At 44.2% G+C, this 22195-nt stretch carries 14 protein-coding genes; 5 read left to right on the forward strand and 9 right to left on the reverse strand.

Going from position 1 to position 22195, the window contains the following annotated elements; genetic code table 11:
- Positions 1–76: 76 nt before the first annotated feature.
- Complete coding sequence (locus BN8899_RS08530; RefSeq protein ID WP_065219096.1) at positions 77–790, forward strand: RDD family protein; 714 nt, start codon at positions 77–79, stop codon at positions 788–790.
- On the opposite strand, the gene deoC is transcribed toward BN8899_RS08530, so the two are convergent.
- Positions 787–1680, reverse strand: a complete 894-nt coding sequence (gene deoC, locus BN8899_RS08535; protein WP_065219097.1) for a deoxyribose-phosphate aldolase — start codon at positions 1678–1680, stop codon at positions 787–789. The two genes, BN8899_RS08530 and deoC, sit on opposite strands and share 4 nt — an antisense overlap.
- A 218-nt stretch (positions 1681–1898) precedes the next feature.
- Between deoC and mutS the strand changes: the two genes are divergently transcribed.
- The gene (gene mutS / locus BN8899_RS08540) at positions 1899–4517 is read left to right on the forward strand and encodes a DNA mismatch repair protein MutS (protein WP_065219098.1); all 2619 of its coding nucleotides are present in this window, start codon (positions 1899–1901) and stop codon (positions 4515–4517) included.
- Positions 4518–4570: 53 nt separating this feature from the next.
- On the opposite strand, the gene BN8899_RS08545 is transcribed toward mutS, so the two are convergent.
- From BN8899_RS08545 to BN8899_RS08555, 3 genes are all read right to left on the reverse strand, one after another.
- Positions 4571–7816 carry a hypothetical protein gene (locus tag BN8899_RS08545; RefSeq protein WP_065219099.1) on the reverse strand — a complete coding sequence of 1082 codons (3246 nt, stop codon included), beginning with the start codon at positions 7814–7816 and terminating at the stop codon, positions 4571–4573.
- 184 nt (positions 7817–8000) lie between these two features.
- Positions 8001–11231 (reverse strand): golvesin C-terminal-like domain-containing protein, encoded by a 3231-nt coding sequence (locus BN8899_RS08550; protein WP_065219100.1) that lies wholly within the window; start codon positions 11229–11231, stop codon positions 8001–8003.
- Positions 11232–11469: 238 nt separating this feature from the next.
- Entirely contained in the window at positions 11470–11868 is a 399-nt protein-coding gene (locus BN8899_RS08555; protein WP_065219101.1) for a fibronectin type III domain-containing protein, read from the reverse strand.
- A gap of 104 nt (positions 11869–11972) precedes the next feature.
- Between BN8899_RS08555 and BN8899_RS08560 the strand changes: the two genes are divergently transcribed.
- Positions 11973–13109: a hypothetical protein gene (locus BN8899_RS08560; protein WP_231932301.1), complete on the forward strand. Its 1137-nt coding sequence runs from the start codon at positions 11973–11975 to the stop codon at positions 13107–13109.
- A 64-nt stretch (positions 13110–13173) separates the two neighbouring features.
- Here the strand turns inward: BN8899_RS08560 and BN8899_RS08565 are convergent, their stop codons facing one another.
- Together BN8899_RS08565 and BN8899_RS08570 are read right to left on the reverse strand one after the other, a co-directional pair.
- A complete protein-coding gene (locus tag BN8899_RS08565) occupies positions 13174–16398 on the reverse strand; it encodes a hypothetical protein (protein WP_065219102.1) in 3225 nt (1074 codons plus the stop codon).
- Between the two features lie 284 nt (positions 16399–16682).
- Positions 16683–17486, reverse strand: a complete 804-nt coding sequence (locus BN8899_RS08570) for a peptidylprolyl isomerase (RefSeq protein WP_018337953.1) — start codon at positions 17484–17486, stop codon at positions 16683–16685.
- A 114-nt stretch (positions 17487–17600) separates the two neighbouring features.
- Between BN8899_RS08570 and BN8899_RS08575 the strand changes: the two genes are divergently transcribed.
- Positions 17601–18005 carry an SPOR domain-containing protein gene (locus BN8899_RS08575; RefSeq protein WP_065219103.1) on the forward strand — a complete coding sequence of 135 codons (405 nt, stop codon included), beginning with the start codon at positions 17601–17603 and terminating at the stop codon, positions 18003–18005.
- A gap of 10 nt (positions 18006–18015) precedes the next feature.
- Positions 18016–18465 (forward strand): SPOR domain-containing protein, encoded by a 450-nt coding sequence (locus BN8899_RS08580; RefSeq protein ID WP_065219104.1) that lies wholly within the window; start codon positions 18016–18018, stop codon positions 18463–18465.
- On the opposite strand, the gene BN8899_RS08585 is transcribed toward BN8899_RS08580, so the two are convergent.
- From BN8899_RS08585 to asnS, 3 genes are read right to left on the reverse strand one after another with little or no spacing between them, the layout of a single operon-like run.
- Complete coding sequence (locus tag BN8899_RS08585; protein WP_026207562.1) at positions 18452–19057, reverse strand: phosphatase PAP2 family protein; 606 nt, start codon at positions 19055–19057, stop codon at positions 18452–18454. The two genes, BN8899_RS08580 and BN8899_RS08585, sit on opposite strands and share 14 nt — an antisense overlap.
- 14 nt (positions 19058–19071) lie before the next feature.
- Entirely contained in the window at positions 19072–20562 is a 1491-nt protein-coding gene (gene rpoN / locus BN8899_RS08590; RefSeq protein ID WP_065219105.1) for an RNA polymerase factor sigma-54, read from the reverse strand.
- A gap of 18 nt (positions 20563–20580) precedes the next feature.
- Positions 20581–22026: an asparagine--tRNA ligase gene (gene asnS, locus BN8899_RS08595; protein WP_026207561.1), complete on the reverse strand. Its 1446-nt coding sequence runs from the start codon at positions 22024–22026 to the stop codon at positions 20581–20583.
- Between the last annotated feature and the right edge of the window lie 169 nt (positions 22027–22195).

A 22195-nucleotide genomic window follows, 5' to 3' on the forward strand; every position in this document is an offset into this window, starting at 1 on the left:
CACGCATTTTTCCTGTGCTAAAATTAGTGTATTTCACGAGAAAAGCTATATTTTTGTAAAAATATTTCTACGAATTATGAACATTTCTATCCATACCGCTCACAACGTTGCCATTAATTACACCCCCGCGGGTGTACTCGAACGTGTTTTAGCAACAATCATTGATTTCGCATTCCTATTCGGACTATTTTTCATTGGAGGCATGACATTGAGTATCGTGAATAAATTCACAAGTATGAATCTAGCCTTAATTATTTTCGTGATCTTGTTATCGTTTTACCATTTGGTCTGCGAGTACGCTTTCAACGGGCGTAGCCTCGGTAAATACACCATGCGCCTTCAAGTCGTCAAATTAAACGGTAAAAAACTTACGTTTTGGGATTGTATGCTTCGCTGGATATTCCGTTTAATAGACATCTCGATTTCCAGTGGAGTCGTGGCACTCGTTTCCATCGTTATTTCCAAGCGTTCTCAACGCCTTGGCGATATGTCAGCCGGCACAACCGTCATCCGCCACGAGAGAAGCGTCACCCTCAAACAAATGAGCCAATTCGACGCCCCAGAGGAATACGAGGTTGTATTCCAGCAAGCCGCCCTCCTCTCCGACAAGGACATCAATATTATTAAAGACGTATTACGGGAAGTCAATAAAAACAGGAATTACGGGTTGCTTGCCCCTTTGGCAAAAAAAATTAAAGAGGTAACAGGCATAGAAACAAACATGATACCTCTCGATTTCGTAAAGACTATTTTAAAAGATTACACGCACCTGGCAAACGGCTATGACTAAAGATTGCCATCCTTGGCATTGTTCATCGTCACGACCTTCATTTCTTTCAGAACATCTTCCAATAATTGTGAAGTCCCAATTCTGAAATATTTCGGGCTGATCCATGCTTCCCCGAGCACGTGTTTCACGATCGTCAGGTAACGGATAGCGTTTTGCACCTTCGTGATTCCCCCGGCGACCTTTATCCCGACCATCTTACCCGTCTGCGCATGATATTGGCGCAATGCCTCGCAAATCACGTAAACAGCCTCCGGAGTAGCATTCATCGGCACCTTACCCGTGGAGGTCTTGATAAAATCCGCCCCGGCATACGCTCCGATCAAGGAGGCATTAAAAATACTTTCTATCGTCTTCAACTCCCCGGTTTCGAGGATCACCTTCATCACGACTCCGGCACACGCTTCACGGATAGCAACCAATTCATTATATACTTGCTCATAATTGCGTTCCAGCACGTCACCCACGGAAATCACCACGTCGATCTCATCCGCACCAGCAGCAATCGCTTCTTTGCATTCAGCCAGCTTCACGTCCAGAAAAGTCTGGGCAGCCGGAAAACAAGCCCCGACCACGGTAGTCTTGATAGGCGTACCAACCAATCCTTTTTTCACAACTGGAGCGAAACGAGGGAAAACACAAACAGAAGCCACGTCCGGCAACGTATTCTTCTTGATTTTCTTTAAAAGTTCTGCCACAAAAGCAGCTACGGACTTCTCTGAATCAGTTACTTTCAACGTCGTATAGTCCATGCAGGAAACGCATAACTCGAAATTCTCGTAACAGTAAGCCGGGGCGATCTCTTTCTCTATCACGCCATCCAACTCAAATTCAATACGATCTTCCAAATTTGAATACCCGTAAACCGCTAATGTCTCCAATATATTCTCCATATACTTTAATTTATTACTTAGGCTTTTCCCCCATACCTGTTCTTTTCATACGAAAAAATTCATCCCCAGGTTATCACCCTCACACAACTTCGTCTACCCTTAAGCCAATGCAAATTTACACAATGTTTGTGAGGTTTTAAAGCAAATCTCATGCAAAATAATTAATTTTGGGAGGCGGAAATCAACCTAAAATATATAAGCTAAAGATAATAAAACATATGGCACCTAAAGCAGAAGAACAAACAACCCCGTTAATGCAACAATACTATTCGGCAAAAGCGAAATACCCTGATGCCATCCTGCTATACCGGATGGGAGACTTTTACGAAACTTTCGGGGCAGATGCAATACTGACCGCCAAAATTCTGGGAATCACCCTGACTAAACGTTCCCACGGTTCACCGGGAGATGTAGAATTAGCCGGATTCCCTTATCATGCCATCGACAACTACTTGCCGAAACTCGTGCGTGCGGGACAACGTGTTGCCATTTGCGAACAATTGGAAGACCCCAAGAAAACTAAAAAGATCGTCAAAAGAGGCGTGATCGAATTGGTTACCCCCGGTGTTTCCTACAACGAAAACACCATCGACAACAAAAACAACGTCTTCCTCGCCGCCGTCTATTTCACGAAAACCAAAGCCGGGCTCTCCCTCCTGGATCTTTCCACCGGGGAATTTCTCGCCACGGAAGGCTCCCCGGCAACCATGGATAAAATACTGAACAGCTTCCAACCCAAGGAAGTGCTTTACCCCAAAGGCTCGGAAGCCCGGTTCAATGAAATCTTCGGGTCTAAATACTACACTTACCCCATAGAAGAATGGTTCTTTGAAACGGAATCCTCTGCCGACCGGTTAAAAAAACATTTCGAGGTCACCACGCTGAAAGGATTCGGGATTGATAAAATGGATTGCGGCATATCTGCCGCCGGAGCAATACTCTATTATCTCGATGCCACCAAGCATGAACTTGTCGGGCACATTACCTCGATTTCCCGCATCGACGAATCCACCTGCGTGCTACTCGACCGCTTCACGCTTCGCAATCTCGAGATTCTCGATACCCTCCACGAGGGAGGATGCTCCCTGGCTGATATTATCGATAGGACAATTACCCCTATGGGAGGTCGTACCCTGCGCCGCTGGTTATGTATGCCCTTGAAAAATCCGACAGAAATCAATGAACGCCTCGATATCGTGGAATGCTTCGTGAACCACGAGAACGAACGCATCGAGCTGGAACAAATCCTTCGCACGATTGGCGACCTCGAACGCCTCGCTTCCAAGATTGCCGTAGGACGTATCTCCCCCCGGGAAATGGTACAATTGAAAGTTGCCCTGCAAGCCATCAAACCCTTACGGGAACAGGCACTTGCCACGGGCAACGACATCCTCCGCAAATGGGTAGACCAACTCGACGACCGCGAGGAATTATACCGGACAATCGAACGGGAAATCCGGGAAGACGCCCCCGCCCTGATTAGCAAAGGCAACATCATCGCCGAGGGAGTAAACGCCGAACTGGACGAATTGCGGAATATCTCTTCCCACGGGAAAGAACTCTTGCTGAAAATGCAGCAACGGGAAATAGAAAACACCGGAATCCCCACCTTGAAAATCAGCTTTAACAACGTGTTCGGGTACTACATCGAGGTCACGAAAGTCCACACGCACAAAGTCCCCGATACCTGGATTCGCAAACAAACGCTCGTCAACGCAGAACGCTACATCACCCCGGAACTAAAAGAATACGAGGAAAAAATATTAGGCGCCGAGGAACGGATTCAAACCCTGGAAAGCGACATCTACAACGAACTTCTGGCGAAAGCGACCGCCTCCATCCGCCCCATCCAACTTGATGCCCGGATCATCTCGCAAATCGACACGCTGATCTCGTTTGCCAACGTCGCCGTGACCAACAATTACCACCGCCCCGAAATCAACGACTCATTCGTCATTGACATCAAAGCGGGACGCCACCCCGTGATCGAGAAACAACTGCCTCCCGGGGAGAATTACATTGACAACGACCTCTACCTCGACAACGAAAAACAGCAGATCATCATCATCACCGGACCCAACATGGCGGGTAAATCCGCCCTCCTGCGCCAAACGGCACTCATCGTCATCATGGCACAAGCCGGATGTTTCGTCCCTGCCACGTCTGCCAAGATCGGGTACATCGACAAGATATTCACCCGTGTAGGAGCCTCTGACAATATTTCCCTCGGGGAATCCACCTTCATGGTCGAGATGAACGAGGCGGCAAACATATTGAACAACATCTCCGACCGCAGCCTCGTCCTCTTCGACGAGTTAGGACGCGGTACTTCCACGTATGACGGTATATCCATCGCCTGGGCTATCGTCGAATTCCTGCACGAGAATCCCAAGAACAGAGCAAAAACACTGTTCGCCACCCACTACCACGAGTTGAACGAGATGGAAAGCTCTTTCCCGAAAATCAAAAACTTCAACGTATCGGTCAAAGAAATAAACAACAAAATAGTATTCCTCCGCAAACTGGTAAAAGGTGGCTCGAACCACTCTTTCGGTATTCAGGTAGGAAAAATGGCCGGATTGCCTCAATCCGTCATCAAACGTTCCTCCGAAATATTGAAACAACTCGAAAACGACCGCAACACCAACGGCTCCATTCAGAAAAACGTGGCAAACATCGGGAACGAACGGGAAGGCATCCAATTGAGCTTCTTCCAACTGGAAGACCCCGTGTTGCTTCAAATCCGTGACGAAATCGCCGGACTCGACATCAACAGCCTCACGCCCCTCGAAGCGCTGAATAAATTGAATGAAATCAAAAAAATAACAGGAATTTAAAAAGAATAAAAAGCCCCCTGAAAACTAGATTAGGGGGGCTCTTTATTTAATAATTATTTTATTTTCACCCATTTGACAGCATCGGCGACTACCATTTGATAATACGTACTACGATATTTCTCAACCTCAATGGGAGCTATTCCCCGGTCATCCAACACGACACGGGATTCCCCTTCCGGTAGAGTAAATCTACCCAATGATACCCAGGCTTCTTCTTCCGGTAGGGTAAATTTGACCGGCAACCAATCTCCTTCTTGAACTTCGAGGATAATTTCCTCTTTCCCTTCCGGAGTATGAACGGTATAGTAGTTTTTCATCCCAGGGTGATCCGTTGCATAAATCTGACCCTCAACAACTTCACTAAGATGAGGTCTATAGATAAATATCTCATATTTGCCCGTTTCTGGAAGGTTTGCCACCCATTCCGCTTTGAACTTTCCCGTGCCGGCTTTTTTTACAAAAGCACTGCGAATATGATCACCGCAAAATTCTTGTGCTATAACAAGACTCCACTCGTTAGCTCTAACATTACCAAAGTGTATGTATTCCCGCTCATCCTCTTTTTTGATCAGATCGGTCAATCGTTTTCGATTGTCTGCCGAATCGATCAAATGGAAATTTTCGTCCTTATTGTCAACAACGATCTCTCCTGAGGGATAGAATTGATTTCTCTCAAGTAAAGTAATGCCTTCAGCAGGCACGGCTCCCGATAATGGTGATTCTCCATGATTGAATGAAATGTTTCTTGGGAAACATCCCGAAAAATTAGTGCTCAATTGCAACTCATTTTCTATATCCTCATGCATAATAATTCGCTTGCATTCCCCGGGTTTAATCAGGTAACTTCGACGGTAGCAGATTGTTGCGCCACCGATTCGACCTTCACGTGTAATGAGCGAAACAATACCATCCGCCTCACCCAAATTACCCACTTTGAACTCAATAATTTGCGTATCTTCTGTCGTTTTACGGGTTTGATCTTTTATCGTTAACAATGGAATCTGGTGTCCCGAGTACCACTCGTCCATGTAAGATTTAATATTCTGCCCGAAACGCTGTTCGAAGCCCTCGATAAACGAATCAAAGCTGACTTCCCGGAAGCGAGTACTTGCATTAAATTCCTGCATGAACCGGGTTAGGGCATCCCAGGTGGTTATTGTTGTAAGATAGCCCAGTAAATAAGAAACCTTTAAAGAAACAAGGGAGATTTGTTCCCTGCTGTATCTTTCCGTGATAATTCCTTCTAATCCCTTCTCGGCAATACGATTTAACATTTTCGGAGTCACGCCACCTCTAATTTCTTTTGGATTCATCATTTGCCTGAATATTTGGTCTATGCCCTGATACGTGTCAGACGTGAGGCTGCTACTGTAATCCGAGAAAATATGCCCTACGCCTATCTGGTCTAAAATGAAAGGAATCTTATAGTTCAGCAGAAAATCTTGCACGCTTATGCCTCTGTCAGACTGACCGGTAAAAGTACTGGGATGCGTGGTTTCAACCTCGTATAATCTTTCACCGAAAAGTGCTATTTCCGGTTGAACATTATCTCTGAATGAATTTGAGCCTGAAAGGTACAAGGATGCGGGTACTTCGACCAATTTTAAATATTTAAAGGGGTAAGGATTAGGCTTGCCCCCCTCGATAACATCCTTGCATTGCTTCGATATTTCCGTTAACTTTTCCTCTCGGTTTGGATTATCTTTTTTCAGCGCTTCCCACTCATCGAAATACTTCATGTAGAAATCATTTCCCGGGTACGTGTAAAACTCCACGACCACAGAATCGATGGTGATCGCTCTTTTCTCGTATTTCCCCATGCAAAGAGTCAACTCGGTCAAATCTTGTAAATTATTGAATGTAACGTTATCTCCTTCTTTCACAGGTTCTCCTTGCGATAAAACGGTCATTCCTCCCGGATTCTCAACATGAAGGGTGTAACTTGTGAAATTAATCTCTTTAGACGCTTGAAATTCGACGGGAGGAACTGTCGTCGGGTACCACATCACTTCCGGTACAAGTAGCGTGAATCCATCGGAAACGAAAGCCCTGCGTTTGCCATAATTTTCATGGTATGAATAAGGAATGTCGAAGGAGAAGAAATTCTCGTCGGAAACATTTATCTGGTAAACATCCTCGTCAATGCCTCCCTCGTAGTCTATCGCTAATTCGATAGTTTCGCCGGGAACCAAGGGACGTTCGATAATAATGATCTGGTGCTCCCTGCGAAAGGGAACATTTTGTCCGTCGGATTCAATCTTGTTAATCTTCAACCCCGGGTTTAGAAAGAGTAAAAACTGATCCATCTTCACTTTTTTCTGGTTTTGGATACTCATTCGGCTTGTTACCGAGAACTGATCTCCCCCGGGACGATACGCGAGGTCATGCGTGAGCACACGTGCCGTGGGGTATTCGTTGTATGCAAGAAACGTTTCGCGATATGCGCTTCTGTTATTCAAGCGGGTTTGAAACTTATTAATATAAATATATCCTAACCCGAGGGAAAACACCAAAAGCAAAATGGCGGAAACGATAAAATAAGGTTTCCGACGAGGGGCTTCGGGCAACCTCTTCATAAGGGAAACGGAGAAATAAAACAAACTGATCCCCAATAGTAAAAAAACGCCTCGCTGGAGCAAGTAATCCCCTATACCCGTGAACCCAACCATGGTGGAAAAAACATCCGTCTGCAAACTTCCCCGAAAATCCAGCATCCCGTGAAGAGGTGTTGTCAAAAAACTATACGAGAAATAGAGAAAACCAATCAGGATAGACCAACTGATAAAAGGAATTTTGACCAACCTGTTTACAAACAAAGACAACCCGGTGACAAAAACGAGCGAGGGCAACACGCGTGTGAGAAGATAAAAAAGATATACCCAGAGATTAACAGGCGAATCGGGAATGGCTATATTAATAAGCACGCAGGCAATCATGAAAATCACATCTACTGCCAAAAACGGTATAAGAATACCTAAAAACTCCCCGAGGAGAGATTGTCCGTTGCCGATAGGTCGTGCAGAAAGCACCTCCCGGGTTTCTGCTTTCCTTTGCTTTCTTGTGACATCACAGATAATAAAGGCGACGATTAATGATTGAAATAGATTCAAAAAATAAATTCCACGTAAAGGCATTGAAGATGCGAATACAACGTCCTCCCACGAAATCCAATCCCGTCCCCATGGGACAAGAATACCTAATATGCACAATACCCCGAGAATGAAGAAATAGAACAACCAATTTCTTCTTACCAGCTTCCCTTCGTAAGAGATCGCTGTTTTTAAAGCTGTTGTTTTCATGATTGTAAGATTTATTTTTAGTACAAAACAAAGGTATAAATAAAAAGATAGTGTTATGCAATATATGACACTGTTAAAATGGAAAGATTTCTCGAGTACAAAAATTAGAGGCTAGGATATGATGAAACGAACCCTAAAAGTGTCTGACTTTTAGGGTTCATTTCATCATATTAAATCTTCAGAGTTATCTCACCTTAACCCATTTAACAGCATCCGCCACGACTAATTGAATATACTTCATCGAACGCCCATAGCTCTCCTCCTCGATAGTAACTCCCCGGTCATCCAACACAACACGGGATTCTCCTGCCGACAGGGTAAATGTACCCAGTGACACCCAAGTAGGATCACCTTTTTCAACCTCCAGGACGACTTCCTCTTTTCCCTCCGGAGTATAGACTGTATAGTAATTCTTCATCCCCGGGTAATCGGTTAAACAGACTCCACCATTGCTAGTAAGTAGAATATGTGGTCGATTAACAAATATTTCGTATTTACCTGCTTCCGGGAGATTTGCCATCCATTCCGCCTTGAACTTTCCAGAACCAAATTCTTTCACAAAAGCACTACGAATATATTCACCGTAGAATTCATTATACACAAGTGTTAAGATAGGAAGCCCCCATGTGTTAGTTTTAGGATTATAATAGGTAATATATCTTTCCCCACCCTCTTTTTTGAATAGGTCAGCCAATCGTTTCCGATTGTTGGCGGAATCAATCAAATGGAAATTTTCGTCTTCATTGTCAACGATAATCTCCCCTGGGGGATAAAATTGATTTCTATCGAGCAAAGTGACTCCTTCGTCGGGTACAACACCTGAAAACAGAAGTTCTCTGCTGTTGAGTGGAATTTGTTTCGGTAAATTCCCCGAGAAGTTAGTATTCAGTTTCAGCCCATATCTCACATCATCATGAACAACGATTCGTTTACATTCCCCGGGTTTAACCAGGTAACTTAGGATATTTTCGATCTTATCCTTTCCGATTTTCGTACTACCCCAAGTAATAATCGAAACGATACCGTCGGTTTCGCTGAAATTACCGACCTTGAAGTCCAATATTTTCATCTCTTCTGTTTCTTTATAAGACAAATCTTTTATCGACAACCAGGGCATCTCGTGGCTCGTGTACCAATCATCCATGTAAGCTTTGATGTTCTGCCCGAAACGCTGTTCAAATTCATCGATAAACGAATCGAAATCAACTTCCCGGAAACGGGCACGTGCGTTAAATTCCTGCATAAACCGGGTTAGGGAGTCCCATGTAGTAATCGTTGTCAGATAGCCCAGGAAATGAGAAACTTTTAAAGAAATGGCAACATCTTGTTCAATGCTATATTCTTCTGTGATGATTCCTTTTAATCCTCTCTCTGTAATATAATCCAACATTTCCGGCAGTATATTCAACGATATCGATACTTCCGGGTTCATCATTTGATTGAATATAACGTCTATACCTTGGTACCTGTCGGACGTAATACTACGACTATACCCCGTGAAAATATGACCGATGTGCATACAATCCAAGTAATAGGGCATTTTGTCATACAACATATATTCCTGTACGCTCATGCCGCCGGGAAGAGCTCCGTGAAGAACACCGGGTTTGTGATAGCCTGTTGTGGAAAACCGTTCCTCGAAGAACGCTATTTCCGGCTGAGCGTTATCGCTAAACCGACTTCCGCGTAAGAAGGAGGAAGGCGTTTCAATCAGTTTCAAATACCTGAAAGGGTATGGATCAAGTTGATTCTCCTCGATGATGTCTTTGCATCGATTGAATATTTTCGCTAATTTTTTCTCCCGTCCCGCGGCTCCTTCTTTCAAGGCTTCCCATTCATCCAAAGCTTTCATGTAGAAATCATTTCCCGGGTAAGTATAAAGCTCTACCGTCAGCGAATCAACCGTGACCGCTCGTTTCTCGTATTTCCCCATGCAAAGACTTAACCCCGTCAGGTTTTGCACGTTATCGAACGTGACCGCATTCCCTTCTCTCGTGGGTTCTCCCTGGGACAAAACGGTCATTTCACCCGGGTTCTCCACGCGAAGAGTGTAATCCGTGAAATTAACCTCTTTCGACGCCTGCAATTCCACCGGGAAAACCGCCGTCGGGTACCACATCACTTCCGGTATAAGCAACGTGAATTTATCCGACACGAAAGCCGATCGTTTTCCGTAATTTTCATGGTATGAAGTATAAACAACGGGGGCGAAATACTCCTCGTCGTCGATGTTTACCTGGTAAATATCCTCGTCAATACCTCCCTCGTATTCCATCTCCATCTTGATAATTTCGCCGGGAGCCAGGGAACGCTCAATGACAACAACCTGATGATCCCTGCGGAAGGAAACGTTTTGTCCGTTGGATTCAATCTTGTTGATCTCGAGTCCCGGGTTCAGAAAGAGTAAAAGCTGATCTATTTTTACTTTTTTCTGGTTCTGAATCTTCATCCGGCTTGTTGCCGAGAACTGATCTCCCTCCGGTCTATATGTGACATCATGGGTGAGTACGCGTGACGTGGGATATTCATTGTATTCACGAAAGGCTTCACGATACGCGATTCTATTTTTCAAGCGAGTTTGAAACTTTTCAATATAAACATACCCCAGGCACAAGGCAAACACGAGAAGCAGAGAAGCGGGAATAACAAAATAAGGCTTCCGACCGGGAGTACCGGGTAACCTTTTCGTGAGAGGAGCGGCAAAACAAAGAAAACTAATCCCCAGTAGTAAAAAAGCACCTCGCTGGAGCAGGTAATCCTCGATATGCACAAACCCAACCATCGTGGAAAAAGAGTCAGTCAGCAAACTTCCCCGGAAATCCAGCATACCATAAAAAGGTGTTACCAGATAACTGTACGCGAAATAAAGAAAGCCTGTCAAGATAATCCAACTGATAAAAGGAAGTCTGACCAACCTGTTTACAAGCAAAGATAACCCGATGATAAAAACAAGCGTTGGCAGCGTACGTGTAAGGAGATAAAAAAGATTTACCCAAAGGTTTACTGGCGAATCCGGCACGAATACATTGATAACCATACAAGCTATCATGAAAATAACATCTATTACCAGAAACGGGATAAGAATACCTAAAAATCCCCCGAGAGAGAATTGCCCGTTGCCAATAGGTCGCGTGGAAAGCACTTCCCGGGTTTCGGCTTTTTTCTGTTTTCTTTGGATATCACAAACAAGAAAAGTGACAATTAGCGATTGAAACAAATTCAAAAAGTAAACTCCACGCAAGGAAATAGATGAAGCGAACGCAACATCCCACCATTCAAGATGATTGGTATCCCACGGGATCAAAACACCCACTGTGTATCCCAGTACCCCGAGGATAAAGAGATAAAATAACCAACTTCTTCTCACGAGTTTGCTCTCGTAAGAGATAGCTGCTTTTAAAGCTGTTGTTTCCATGATTGCAAGATTTATTTTTAGTAACACAACAAATCTATAAATAAAAATAGTGTTGCGCAATATATGATACTGTTAAAATGGAAAGATTTCTTGAGTATAAAATTAGAAGTTAGGATAAGAATCGCCAATTTTCGAATATTTCATTTGTATAGCATGGCTTAACCCCTAAGATAAGAAAAATCCCGAATAATCATTACATTGAATTATTCGGGATTTTTTTATTAGCATTTTATGGCAATTAGAATGGACTTACAAATTCTACAAAACCGGAACTCTTAGATGGTCTTCCGCTCATCCCGGCTGAATTAGATGCATTAACACGGAATTGTGCCATAGAGCCCTCCTTCATACCTTCCAATCGATATTCAAGTGTCTTAGACGATCCCCTGAACTTCCATCCCAATTCCCATTGATCTCTATATTCTATATAGTAGTTTGTCACAGGTTCCCCTCCATCATTTTGGGGTGCCAGATAGTTTAATAAACATCCTGTCCTCCACATCTCAACAACCAGAGGTTTCCCCGGATGGCTAGGTGCTTTAATAATCATTACACCAGCAAATGTAATTGTTGCAACAGTCAGACCCAAACAGACAAACAAAAATGACCTCAAGACGTTTTTTCTATTTTTTTTCATAGTTCTCTTGGTTTAGAAAATAAAAAATCTAAATATGTCCTTTGCAAAACTACGTAAATAGCTATATATTTGCAAATAATTATCATTATTTTAATTATTGTATCATGAAGACAAAAACTCCACTTCTATTGTTTTTAATCGGTTTCTCTTTTTTTAGCTGCAACGATACGACCAAAAAATCAACAACCTCCGATATAAGTACTGATTTTCCTGTTGTTGAAAAATTGGAAATCAAACCTTCAAATCAATTGGCAATTAAGTCTTTTGATAAATATAACATTTCTGAAAGTGGTATCTGCGTGATTGATGGCTCTATATTGTGGTATGTTGAAGACGGGAAGGATGATTTCGGTGCTTGTTATGACTTGAATACCGGGAAGCTATTATCTGTGATTGCATCGAGAGGAACGGCAGCTAATGAAGTAAATGGACTAATGGGATTTAAGATAGCGGGAGATTCTATTCTGCTTCATGAAGGTCGAACCACAATAAAAACTTTCGCTAAAAAGGATATACTAGACAATATCCCCATGGAAAACAGAAAAGTTTCCGTGACAACAGCCCCGGATAGCATTTGGGTATCCCGAATGACCAAGCTCCCCAACGGCTCTGTTCTTGCGACAATACGTCCACCTTTTGAATTCGAGAAAGAAAAAATAAACGAGATCAATAAAAAATCGGTTGCCCTATTTAATACTAATAAAGCAAATTCCTATGAAACAATAAAGTATGATAGTTTTGATGTCAAAGCTGCAAAGGATAAGGAAATAGCTGCAAATGACCTGATAAAATGGACTTATGCCCAAGGCTTTGTGGAAACAAAAGACAATAATACAGCTGTTTTTTCCGTAAGCGACCAATTCATACTATACACGTTCGATCTGAACAGTGGGAGCGTCATAAACGAAAAAAGATACACGTCACCTCAACGCACCAGGGAAGAAATGTCATTTACAACAACAAATGATATGAACTTGAATATTCAGGCAATGAAGGTTAACGCTAAATACATACTGTGCAAAGTTGGAGGTTATTTTAGTAAAGAAGATAAAGAAGCAGAACTACAAAAAGAAGCAATATTCGTGTTTGACTGGGATTTAAACCCGCTCAAAAAGTTCGAGTTGCCAGATCCGGAGGATAAATTAGGTTATTATACTATATCAAATGATTGTAACTCGATTTACTTCTGCGAGTATAACGAGGAAGGCATCACGCTGTATAAAGCAGATTTAAATCTGTAATAGTGTGTTCATACAATAAAGAAGGTATCCATTTGATACCTTCTTTATTGTATGAAATTTATCATCACTTTACCTTTACCCATTTGACGGCATCGGCAGTAATTAACGGGACACACTCACTCGAATGCCCATAACTATCCTGCACGCTGACAGGTGTTCCGCGATCATCCAAGACAACACGGGATTCCCCTGCCGACAAAGTAAATACCCCCAAGGATACCCACTCGGGATCATCTTTTTCAAATTCCAAAATGACTTCCTCTTCTCCTTCCGAGGTATAGACGGTATAATAATTTTTCATTCCCGGGTAATTGGTCGTGTATTCTCCTTCAGCGAAAGCAGCTCCACGAAAAGTTCGATAGATAAATATCTCGTATTTACCCGCTTCCGGAAGGCTTGCCACCCATTCCGCTTTGAACTTCCCCGTGCCGGCTTTTTTAATGAAAGCACTAAGAATACTCTCTCCATAAGGCATATTCCCACTGTATACATAAGGCAAAAAAGGAACACCCCACGTGTCAGCTTTTAGATTATAACTAAACGTGCCTTCCTCCTCGTTCTCTTTAGAAATCAAGTCAACCAATCGTTTCCGGCTACCCACCGAATCTATCAAGTGAAAATTTTCATCCTCGTTGTCAACAATAATCTCTCCCGGAGGATAGAATTGCTCCCTCATAAGCAAAGTGACTCCCTCATCAGGAATTGCGCCCGATAATCGCACCTTTCTATCATCAAGTAAATATGTTTTCGGCATATTCCCCGAAAAATTCGTGGTTAGTATAAGGTTACCCCCGTATTCATGCACGACAATACGCTTGCATTCCCCGGCTTTAATCAAATAACTCCGCCTGTCTTTAATCCCCTCCTTCCCGCCTTCTGTATAACCCTGCGTAAGAATAGACACGATACCGTCCGTTTCACTAAAATTGCCCACCATGAAATCCAAGACCTGCAACTCTTCCGTTGTTTTAAAGGAGAGATTTTTTATCGACAACCAAGGGATCTTGCGGCTTGTATACCACTCGTCCATGTAAGTCCGGATATTCTGCCCGAAACGCTGTTCAAATTCATCTATAAACAAATCAAAGTCTATTTCCTGGAAACGGGCTCGTGTGTTAAATTCCCGCATAAACCGATTCAAAGAATCCCAAGTCGTTATCGTCGTCAAATAACCCAGCAAATCGAACGCCTTTAAAGAAATAGCCACATTGTGTTCCTCATTATACCCTCCAAGAATACATCCTTTCAATCCCTTTTCCGCAATATAATTTATGACTCTTGGACGTATATTCCGAAACAGCACTTCTTTATCCGGTGACTGGTTATATATAAAATTTATTCCTTTGTAACAATCGGAAACCACGCCACAAGTGTAATCCATGAAAATACGATCTATATGCATCTGCCTTAAGTTATAAGGCAAATTTTCATAAAGCATCGTTTCTGCCACGCTATAATCCGCGGAAGCAACATCTGGCTTATAATGGTCGGTTGTGGCAAATCGTTCCTCAAAAAACACAATTTCCGGTTGCACGTTATCACCAGTCCCTAATTTCCGCAAAAAAGCCGGAGGAGTCTCTATCAATTTAAAATACTTAAAGGGATAAGGATTTATTTGGTTCGCTTCAATGAGGTTTTTACATTTATCAAATATCTTCTTCAACTTCCTCTCTCGCCCCGGAGCTCCTTCTCTCAAAGCTTTCCACTCGTCAAAATGCTTCATGTAAAAATCATTACCCGGGTAAGCGTAAAATTCTACCGTTAAGGAATCGACCGTCACCGCTCTTTTCCGGAATTCGCCCATGCAAAGGCTTAACCCGGTCAGGTTTTGCACGTTATCGAACGTGACGTCATCCCCTTCCTTCCTCGGCTCGCCCTGGGATAAAACGGTCATTTCTTCTCCCGGGTTCTCCACCCGGAGCGTGTAACTCGTGAAATTCAACTCCTTGGATGCCAACTCCACGGGTGCCACCGCCATCGGGTACCACATCACTTCCGGCACCAGCAGCGTGTAGCCACTCGACACGAAAGCCGTGCGTTTCCCGTAATTTTCATGGTAAGAGGTGTAAACGATGGGAGCAAAATAATCCTCGTCAGCGATGTTCACCTGATAAATATCCTCGTCAATGCCTCCCCCGTATTCCATCTCCAGCTCGACCGTATCACCGGGAGCCAGGGATCGCTCGATAATAACTACTTGGCGATCCCTACGAAAGGGAAGCTCCTGCCCGTTGGATTCGATTTTAATCACCTCGAGTCCCGGGTTTAAAAAGAGCAGGAACTTGTCCATTTTCGCATTCCGCCGGTTCTGCACTTTCATCAAGCTCGTTGCCGAGAATTTATTTCCCATGGGACGATACGTGATCTCGTGTTCGATCACTCGTGCCGTGGGATGCTCGTTATATTCAAGAAAGGCTTCACGGTACGAGATTCTATTTTTCAAGCGGGTTTGGTACTTCTCGACATAGATATACCCCAAACACAAGGAAAACACCAAACTCAACGAAGCGGAAACAACATAACAAAACTTCCTGCCAGGGACATTAGACAATCTCCTCGCGAAAGGAACAGAAAAACAAAGAAAACTAATCCCCAACAATAAAAAAGCGCCTCGCTGGAGCAAGTTATCCTCGACGTGCATGAACCCCACCAGCGAAGAAAAAGAGTCGGGCAACAAACATCCCCGGAAATCCAGCATCCCGTGCAGGGGCTCCACCAAAAACGCATACGAAAAATAAAAGAAAGCAATCAATATAAACCAACAGATTACAGGCAATTTGACCAACCTGGTGACAAATAAAGAGAACCCGATAATAAAAATAAGCACAGGCAATACCCGCACCAGAAGATAAAAAAGAGGCACCCAAAGATTGACTGGCGAATCAGGCACGACAATATTAATTACCATGCAAGCAATCATAAAAACAACATCAACAACCAGAAACGGGACAAGAATACCAAGGAATTCACCCAAAAAAGATTGTCCGTTACCGATAGGTCGAGTAAAAAGCACCTCCCGGGTTTCGGCTTTTTCACGTTTTCTATAGATATCACAGACAATAAAAACAGCAATCAACGACTGAAACAAATTCAAAAAATAAACCCCACGAGATAAAATGGACGACGCCAATGCAACATTCGACCATTGAAAGTTGTACTTGGTATCCCATGGGATCAAAACACCTACCGTGTATCCCAACACCCCAAGGATAAAGAGGTAAAATAACCAATTCCTTCTCACGAGTTTACTCTCGTAAGAGATCGCTGTTTTTAAAGCAGTTGTTTTCATGATTGTAAGATTTATTTTTAGTACAAAACAAAGGTATAAATAAAAAAATAGTGTTATGCAATATATGACACTGTTAAAAATGAAAAGATTTCTCGTGTACAAAAATTAGAGGCTAGAATATAATGAAACGCCCCTTAAAAGTTAAACACTTTTAGTGGGCGCTTTATTTATGGGAATATCCACAATTTTGTACAAATGATAATTTTAAACTCGGGATATAGTTAAGTGTTATATCCCAATCCTTTGTTCAAATATAGCAACCAATAAATTGGCTTTACAATCTCTTACTCCTTCCTCACACTATAAATCACCACATCCTTCACCGGGCGGTCAGCCCTTCCCGTGTTCACGGCGGCGATCTTATCCAGCACGTCCAATCCCTCGATCACCTCGCCGAAAACGGTATATTGCCCGTCCAGATGCGGTGTACCCCCTACCGTCGTGTAGGCTTTTTTCTGTTCTTCCGTCAGCACGAGTTCCTCGTTCACGAATAGGCTGTCACACGCCTGAGTCAATTTCTCCGACAATGCCGTAATCCCGGCGGTATCATTCGCCTCTTGCAAACGGTTAAACTCATCTACATACTGCATTTTCAAGCTGTTATACAACGCCAATTTACGTCTTCCATTAATACTTTGTACCACGGTAGCCAATTCCTCCGGCTCATACACTCGTCCCTGGACAATATAAAACTGAGCTCCGCTCGAAGCCCGTTCCGGGTTTACCTGATCGCCTTCACGGGCGGCAGCCAAAGCCCCCTTCTTGTGAAAATATTTCGGCAATTGGAACTCGGCATCCACCCGGTAGCCGACATCACCTTCTCCCAGCATCACGTCCGGGGCGGCATTCTTGGAAGTCGGGTCGCCGCCTTGAATCATAAAATGATCAATCACCCGATGAAACAACAAGCTATCATAAAAATTCTCTTTAACCAATTTCATGAAATTATCCCGGTGCTTGGGAGTTCCCTCGTACAAACGGATTCGCATATCACCGTAATTCGTCGAGATTTTCACGATAGGTTCCGCCTCCTCCTTACAGGACGCCGCAACAAACAAGAGCAACAAAATGCCAATAATTTTATTCATAACCGATATAGCTAATTAGAAATTCTTACATTCAACACAAAAATAGAGGAAAATACTTTACTAACAATAAATTTGTTCGTATCTTGGCATGATAAATTACAAATATCACTGGATATGAAAGCATATTTATTCCACACGCTTGTTATTCTAGCCACTCTTTTCTCCTCATGCGCGGAGAAAACGGTCAAAAAAGAAACCGTACAAACGGTTCAAAAAGAAACAATTATAGTTAAAGACACCGTTTACGTTAACAAGGAAGAACCAAAGGTTGAGCCCGTGAAGGCAGCTCCCGCCTACTTCCTCATTGCCGGGTGTTTTGAATACAAGAATAACGCGGATCGCCTATGTGAAAAACTTCAGAAAGAGGGATACAAAAACGCTTTAGTCATGCCCTATTTTGAAAACCTGTACCTGGTCGCTTACGAAGGGTATGCCACCCACCAGGAAGCCGTCACCGCAGTTCGGAAACTTCACAAAATCCCCGGTAACGAAGAAGCTTGGATACATCCTGTCAAATAATTGAATAACCATGAAATTCGTTTCATTTCTGTCTTTTATCGCTTTGCTATTCCTATCGGGTTGCCAGCGTGATAAAATGAGTCCCAACAACCTGACTACCGTAAATGTAAAACGAGAACTCCCCCCGGCAAACACCGAGGCGACTTCACCTGTCAAGACCCCGACACGGGAAACTACTGCGGAAGTTAAAACGGCTCCCAGCGTGTCACAGACCGTCAAACCTGCGACTCCCGCCAAAAGCTATCATATCATCGTGGCAAGCCATCCCAACGAAAAACTGGCACGGGAAGACGTTGCCCGGCTAAAAGCCCTGGGATACAACGATGCCCAGATCATCACCAAAGACCAACGTTACCGGGTAAGCATCGCGAACAATCCCGACAAACAAGAAGCCACAAAAAAAAGAAATGAACTGGCTATCCAACTAAAACAAGAAGATATCTGGATTACCCTTTATTAAACAACAGGCTGACCACGATCACCCCGTAAATAAACCCGGCATAAATCTGTGCCGGCGTGTGACGTTTCAGATACAGCCTCGAGAATGCCAGCACACCCGCGATCAGGATCAGCAGGGGCAACAAATTAATCACCTCCCCGAAATACTTCATCCCCAGGATAAAAACAAAAGCGCACAACGCCCCGATCGCCGTCATGTGCATGCTCATCTTCCAGCGCATCGTCACGATCATGAACCCGGAAAGCAGAATCACCATAATCAAGTACAACTCCCGCACGATATTCGAGAACGGCAAATTCCGGGAAAGGTAAAACACCAGGAAAGCCCCTATCACCGTGGCAAGCACCGGAAAAACCCGATCTTGTTTATGCCTCAACTGATAATCACCGACCAGTCCCAGCCATTTCAACAACGGAAGACTCGCCAGCGGCAACAATGTCACCCCCAGTAATGTCAACAAATAAGACATATTCTGCGTGTAATCCGGGATTCCTGAAAAAATAGTATCGGAATTAAACGTAACAAACAACATATACAACGGCAACAACAACGGGTGAAAGAGCACCGACACACTCCATGCAAATAATTTCATATCAAAAAATCATATTAAACTTCACGACGAAGACGGGCAACCGGAATATCCAACAACTGGCGATACTTCGCTATCGTCCGCCGGGCAATCTGGTAGCCTTTATCCTTCATCAAATCCACCAATTCATCATCCGTGAACGGTTTTCGCTTATCTTCACTTTCCACGATATCCTTCAGCACATTCTTGAGCTCACCCGTGCTCACTTCCTCCCCGCTACTCGTCGGCATACTGCCCGAGAAGAATTGCTTCAAAGAATAAATCCCGAACCACGTCTGAATATATTTTGAATTGGAAACCCGAGAAATAGTAGAAACATCCAATCCCGTGATATCGGCAATATCCCGCAAAATCATCGGTTTCAACTTGCTCTCGTCCCCCGTCATAAAGAATTGTTTCTGAAATTGCACGATAGCCGTCATCGTCAACATCAACGTGTTATTCCGCTGCTGCACGGCATCGATAAACGAACGGGCAGAACTCAATTTATACTTCACGAAAGAAACTACATCCTTCTTCTCCCGTGAATTAGAATTCTTCTGGTAATCCTCCAGCATATTCACGTAGGACTTGTTCAAGCGCAACTCGGGCACATCCCCCGTGTTCAAGCTAAGCTGCAACTCCCCGTCCACGATATCCAGGTTAAAATCCGGGATAATCTTCTCTGCCCCCGGAACCGACGAATCGGATATCTGTCCTCCCGGCTTCGGGTTCAATTTCAGAATCTCGTCCACCGCCACCTTCAACTCCTCGTCCGAAATCTTCATTCGCTTCGAGATCTTCTCGTAATGCTTTTTAGAAAACTCCTCGAAATAATCTTCCAGGATCACACGGGCATTCTGCAACGCGGGAGAAGACGCTTCCGTCAAACGGCGCTTCACCTGCAACAACAGGCACTCGCGCAAATCCCTTGCCCCTACTCCCGGAGGATCAAAGCGTTGCACCACCTTCAACAGCGACTCCACCTTCGCATCATCCACCTCGACCCCCGCACCGAAAGCCAGGTCATCCACGATATTCTCCACGTCCCGGCGCAAATAACCGTCATCATCGATATTACCGATAATGTACTCACAAATCTTACGATCCAAATCGCACAAATGCTGCGTCCCCAGCTGTTCCACGAGATTCTCCCGGAACGAGATTCCTCCCGAAAGCATAAACTCCCGCGCATCATCATCTTTAGACGCGTTCGAAGCCGTCAACCTGTAATCTGGGATATCATCCTCGTCGCTAATATAATCATCCAACGAAAACTCGTCATCCGCGTGTTCATATTCCTCCTCTTCCGGCGTATTCTCATCGTAATCCACCTCATCCCCGTCCTCCTTGATATCAACCTCCGGCTCGGGCTTCTCCTCGCCCTCCTCCAGGAGGGGATTCGACTCCAACTCCTCTTTTATCCTCTGCTCGAGTTGGTACGTGGGAAGCTCAAGCAGCTTTATCAGCTGGATCTGCAACGGATTGATTTTCAATCCCAGTTTCTGTTGTAAATTCTGCTTGAGCATCCTTATCCTATCTAAAAATTAAAATTCAGCATTCTTCGGCGCACGCGGGAATGGAATCACGTCTCGGATATTCCCCATTCCGGTCACGAACAACAACAAACGCTCGAATCCCAAACCGAAACCGCTATGCTCGGCAGAACCGAAACGTCTTGTATCCAGATACCACCACATGCTGGACACCGGAATCCCGACTTCCTGCATACGGGTTACCAGCTTATCGTAATTCTCTTCACGCTGCGACCCTCCGATAATCTCTCCGATCTGCGGGAAAAGCACATCCATCGCCGCCACGGTCTTCCCGTCCGGGTTCTGCTTCATATAGAAAGCCTTGATCTCCTTCGGGTACCCCGTCAGGATCACCGGTTTCTTGAAGTGTTTCTCCACCAGGTAGCGCTCGTGCTCGCTCTGCAAATCCACGCCCCAACCCGTCACCGGGTACTGGAACTTGCCATTCTTATTCGGCTTGCTGTTCATCAAAATATCGATCGCTTCCGTGTAAGTCACCCGCTCGAAATCATGGGTCAACACGAATTGCAACTTCTCTATCAACTCCATGGAACGCTCTTCCGCCTTCTTGTCCTTCTCCTCCTCCTGCAAACGCTTGCTCAGGAACTGCAAATCATCCATGCAATTATCCAAGGCATACCGGATCAAATATTTCAAGAAGTCTTCCGCCAAATCCATGTTATCATTAATATCATAGAAAGCCACTTCCGGCTCAACCATCCAGAATTCCGACAAATGGCGTGTCGTGTTCGAATTCTCCGCGCGGAAAGTAGGTCCGAAAGTATAAATACGTCCCAAGGACATGGCTCCCAATTCACCTTCCAGCTGACCGCTCACCGTCAAGTTCGTCGACTTCCCGAAAAAATCCTGCCTGAAATCAACGCTCCCGTCTTCCAGCAAAGGCGGATTCACCGCGTCCAACGTCGTAACCCGGAACATCTCGCCCGCTCCCTCGCAATCGGAAGCCGTAATTAACGGCGTGTGCAGGTAATAGAACCCGTGGTCGTTAAAATACTTGTGGATAGCGAAAGCCATCGCATGACGAATACGGAAAACCGCCCCGAAAATATTCGTGCGGAAACGCAAGTGCGCCACCTCCCGCAAGAATTCCAGGCTATGCTTCTTCGGTTGAATCGGGTATTTGTCCGGGTCAGCCTCGCCCAACACGATAACCTCCGAAGCCTGAATCTCGTGAGCCTGCCCGCTTCCCGTGCTTTCCACAAGCAAACCTTTCACGTGAATAGCCGCCCCCGTCGTCACTTTCTTCATCAACTCATCCGGAGTCTTCTCCATATCAACCACCACCTGTATATTATTGATCGTAGAGCCGTCATTCAACGCGATAAAATTTACTTGTTTATTACCGCGTTTGGTTCTTACCCATCCTTTAACCTCAACCTCTTTACCGCAATCCGTTGATTGCAACAGTTCTTTGACTGACATTCTACTTGTTTTCATCTAAAAAAACATTTAAATATTAAACTTTCAAATGCAAATATACACAAAATCTCTAACTACAAGTTCAACCGAATAGTTTTTCGTCATTTTTCAACAAAAACAAACTTCACCGCATCCGCCATAACTGCCCCACTAAAATGCACTCGCCATAATCAATAATTGCTACAAG

It is taken from the genome of Butyricimonas sp. Marseille-P2440 (assembly GCF_900091675.1).
GTDB classification, from domain to species: Bacteria; Bacteroidota; Bacteroidia; order Bacteroidales; family Marinifilaceae; genus Butyricimonas; species Butyricimonas synergistica.

What these genes read in the sequence shown, in the direction of transcription:
- BN8899_RS08530 (WP_065219096.1), top strand. Translation starts at nt 77, where the DNA reads ATGAACATTTCTATCCATACCGCTCACAACGTTGCCATTAATTACACC.
- deoC (WP_065219097.1), bottom strand. Translation starts at nt 1,680, where the DNA reads ATGGAGAATATATTGGAGACATTAGCGGTTTACGGGTATTCAAATTTG.
- mutS (WP_065219098.1), top strand. Translation starts at nt 1,899, where the DNA reads ATGGCACCTAAAGCAGAAGAACAAACAACCCCGTTAATGCAACAATAC.
- BN8899_RS08545 (WP_065219099.1), bottom strand. Translation starts at nt 7,816, where the DNA reads ATGAAAACAACAGCTTTAAAAACAGCGATCTCTTACGAAGGGAAGCTG.
- BN8899_RS08550 (WP_065219100.1), bottom strand. Translation starts at nt 11,231, where the DNA reads ATGGAAACAACAGCTTTAAAAGCAGCTATCTCTTACGAGAGCAAACTC.
- BN8899_RS08555 (WP_065219101.1), bottom strand. Translation starts at nt 11,868, where the DNA reads ATGAAAAAAAATAGAAAAAACGTCTTGAGGTCATTTTTGTTTGTCTGT.
- BN8899_RS08560 (WP_231932301.1), top strand. Translation starts at nt 11,973, where the DNA reads ATGAAGACAAAAACTCCACTTCTATTGTTTTTAATCGGTTTCTCTTTT.
- BN8899_RS08565 (WP_065219102.1), bottom strand. Translation starts at nt 16,398, where the DNA reads ATGAAAACAACTGCTTTAAAAACAGCGATCTCTTACGAGAGTAAACTC.
- BN8899_RS08570 (WP_018337953.1), bottom strand. Translation starts at nt 17,486, where the DNA reads ATGAATAAAATTATTGGCATTTTGTTGCTCTTGTTTGTTGCGGCGTCC.
- BN8899_RS08575 (WP_065219103.1), top strand. Translation starts at nt 17,601, where the DNA reads ATGAAAGCATATTTATTCCACACGCTTGTTATTCTAGCCACTCTTTTC.
- BN8899_RS08580 (WP_065219104.1), top strand. Translation starts at nt 18,016, where the DNA reads ATGAAATTCGTTTCATTTCTGTCTTTTATCGCTTTGCTATTCCTATCG.
- BN8899_RS08585 (WP_026207562.1), bottom strand. Translation starts at nt 19,057, where the DNA reads ATGAAATTATTTGCATGGAGTGTGTCGGTGCTCTTTCACCCGTTGTTG.
- rpoN (WP_065219105.1), bottom strand. Translation starts at nt 20,562, where the DNA reads ATGCTCAAGCAGAATTTACAACAGAAACTGGGATTGAAAATCAATCCG.
- asnS (WP_026207561.1), bottom strand. Translation starts at nt 22,026, where the DNA reads ATGAAAACAAGTAGAATGTCAGTCAAAGAACTGTTGCAATCAACGGAT.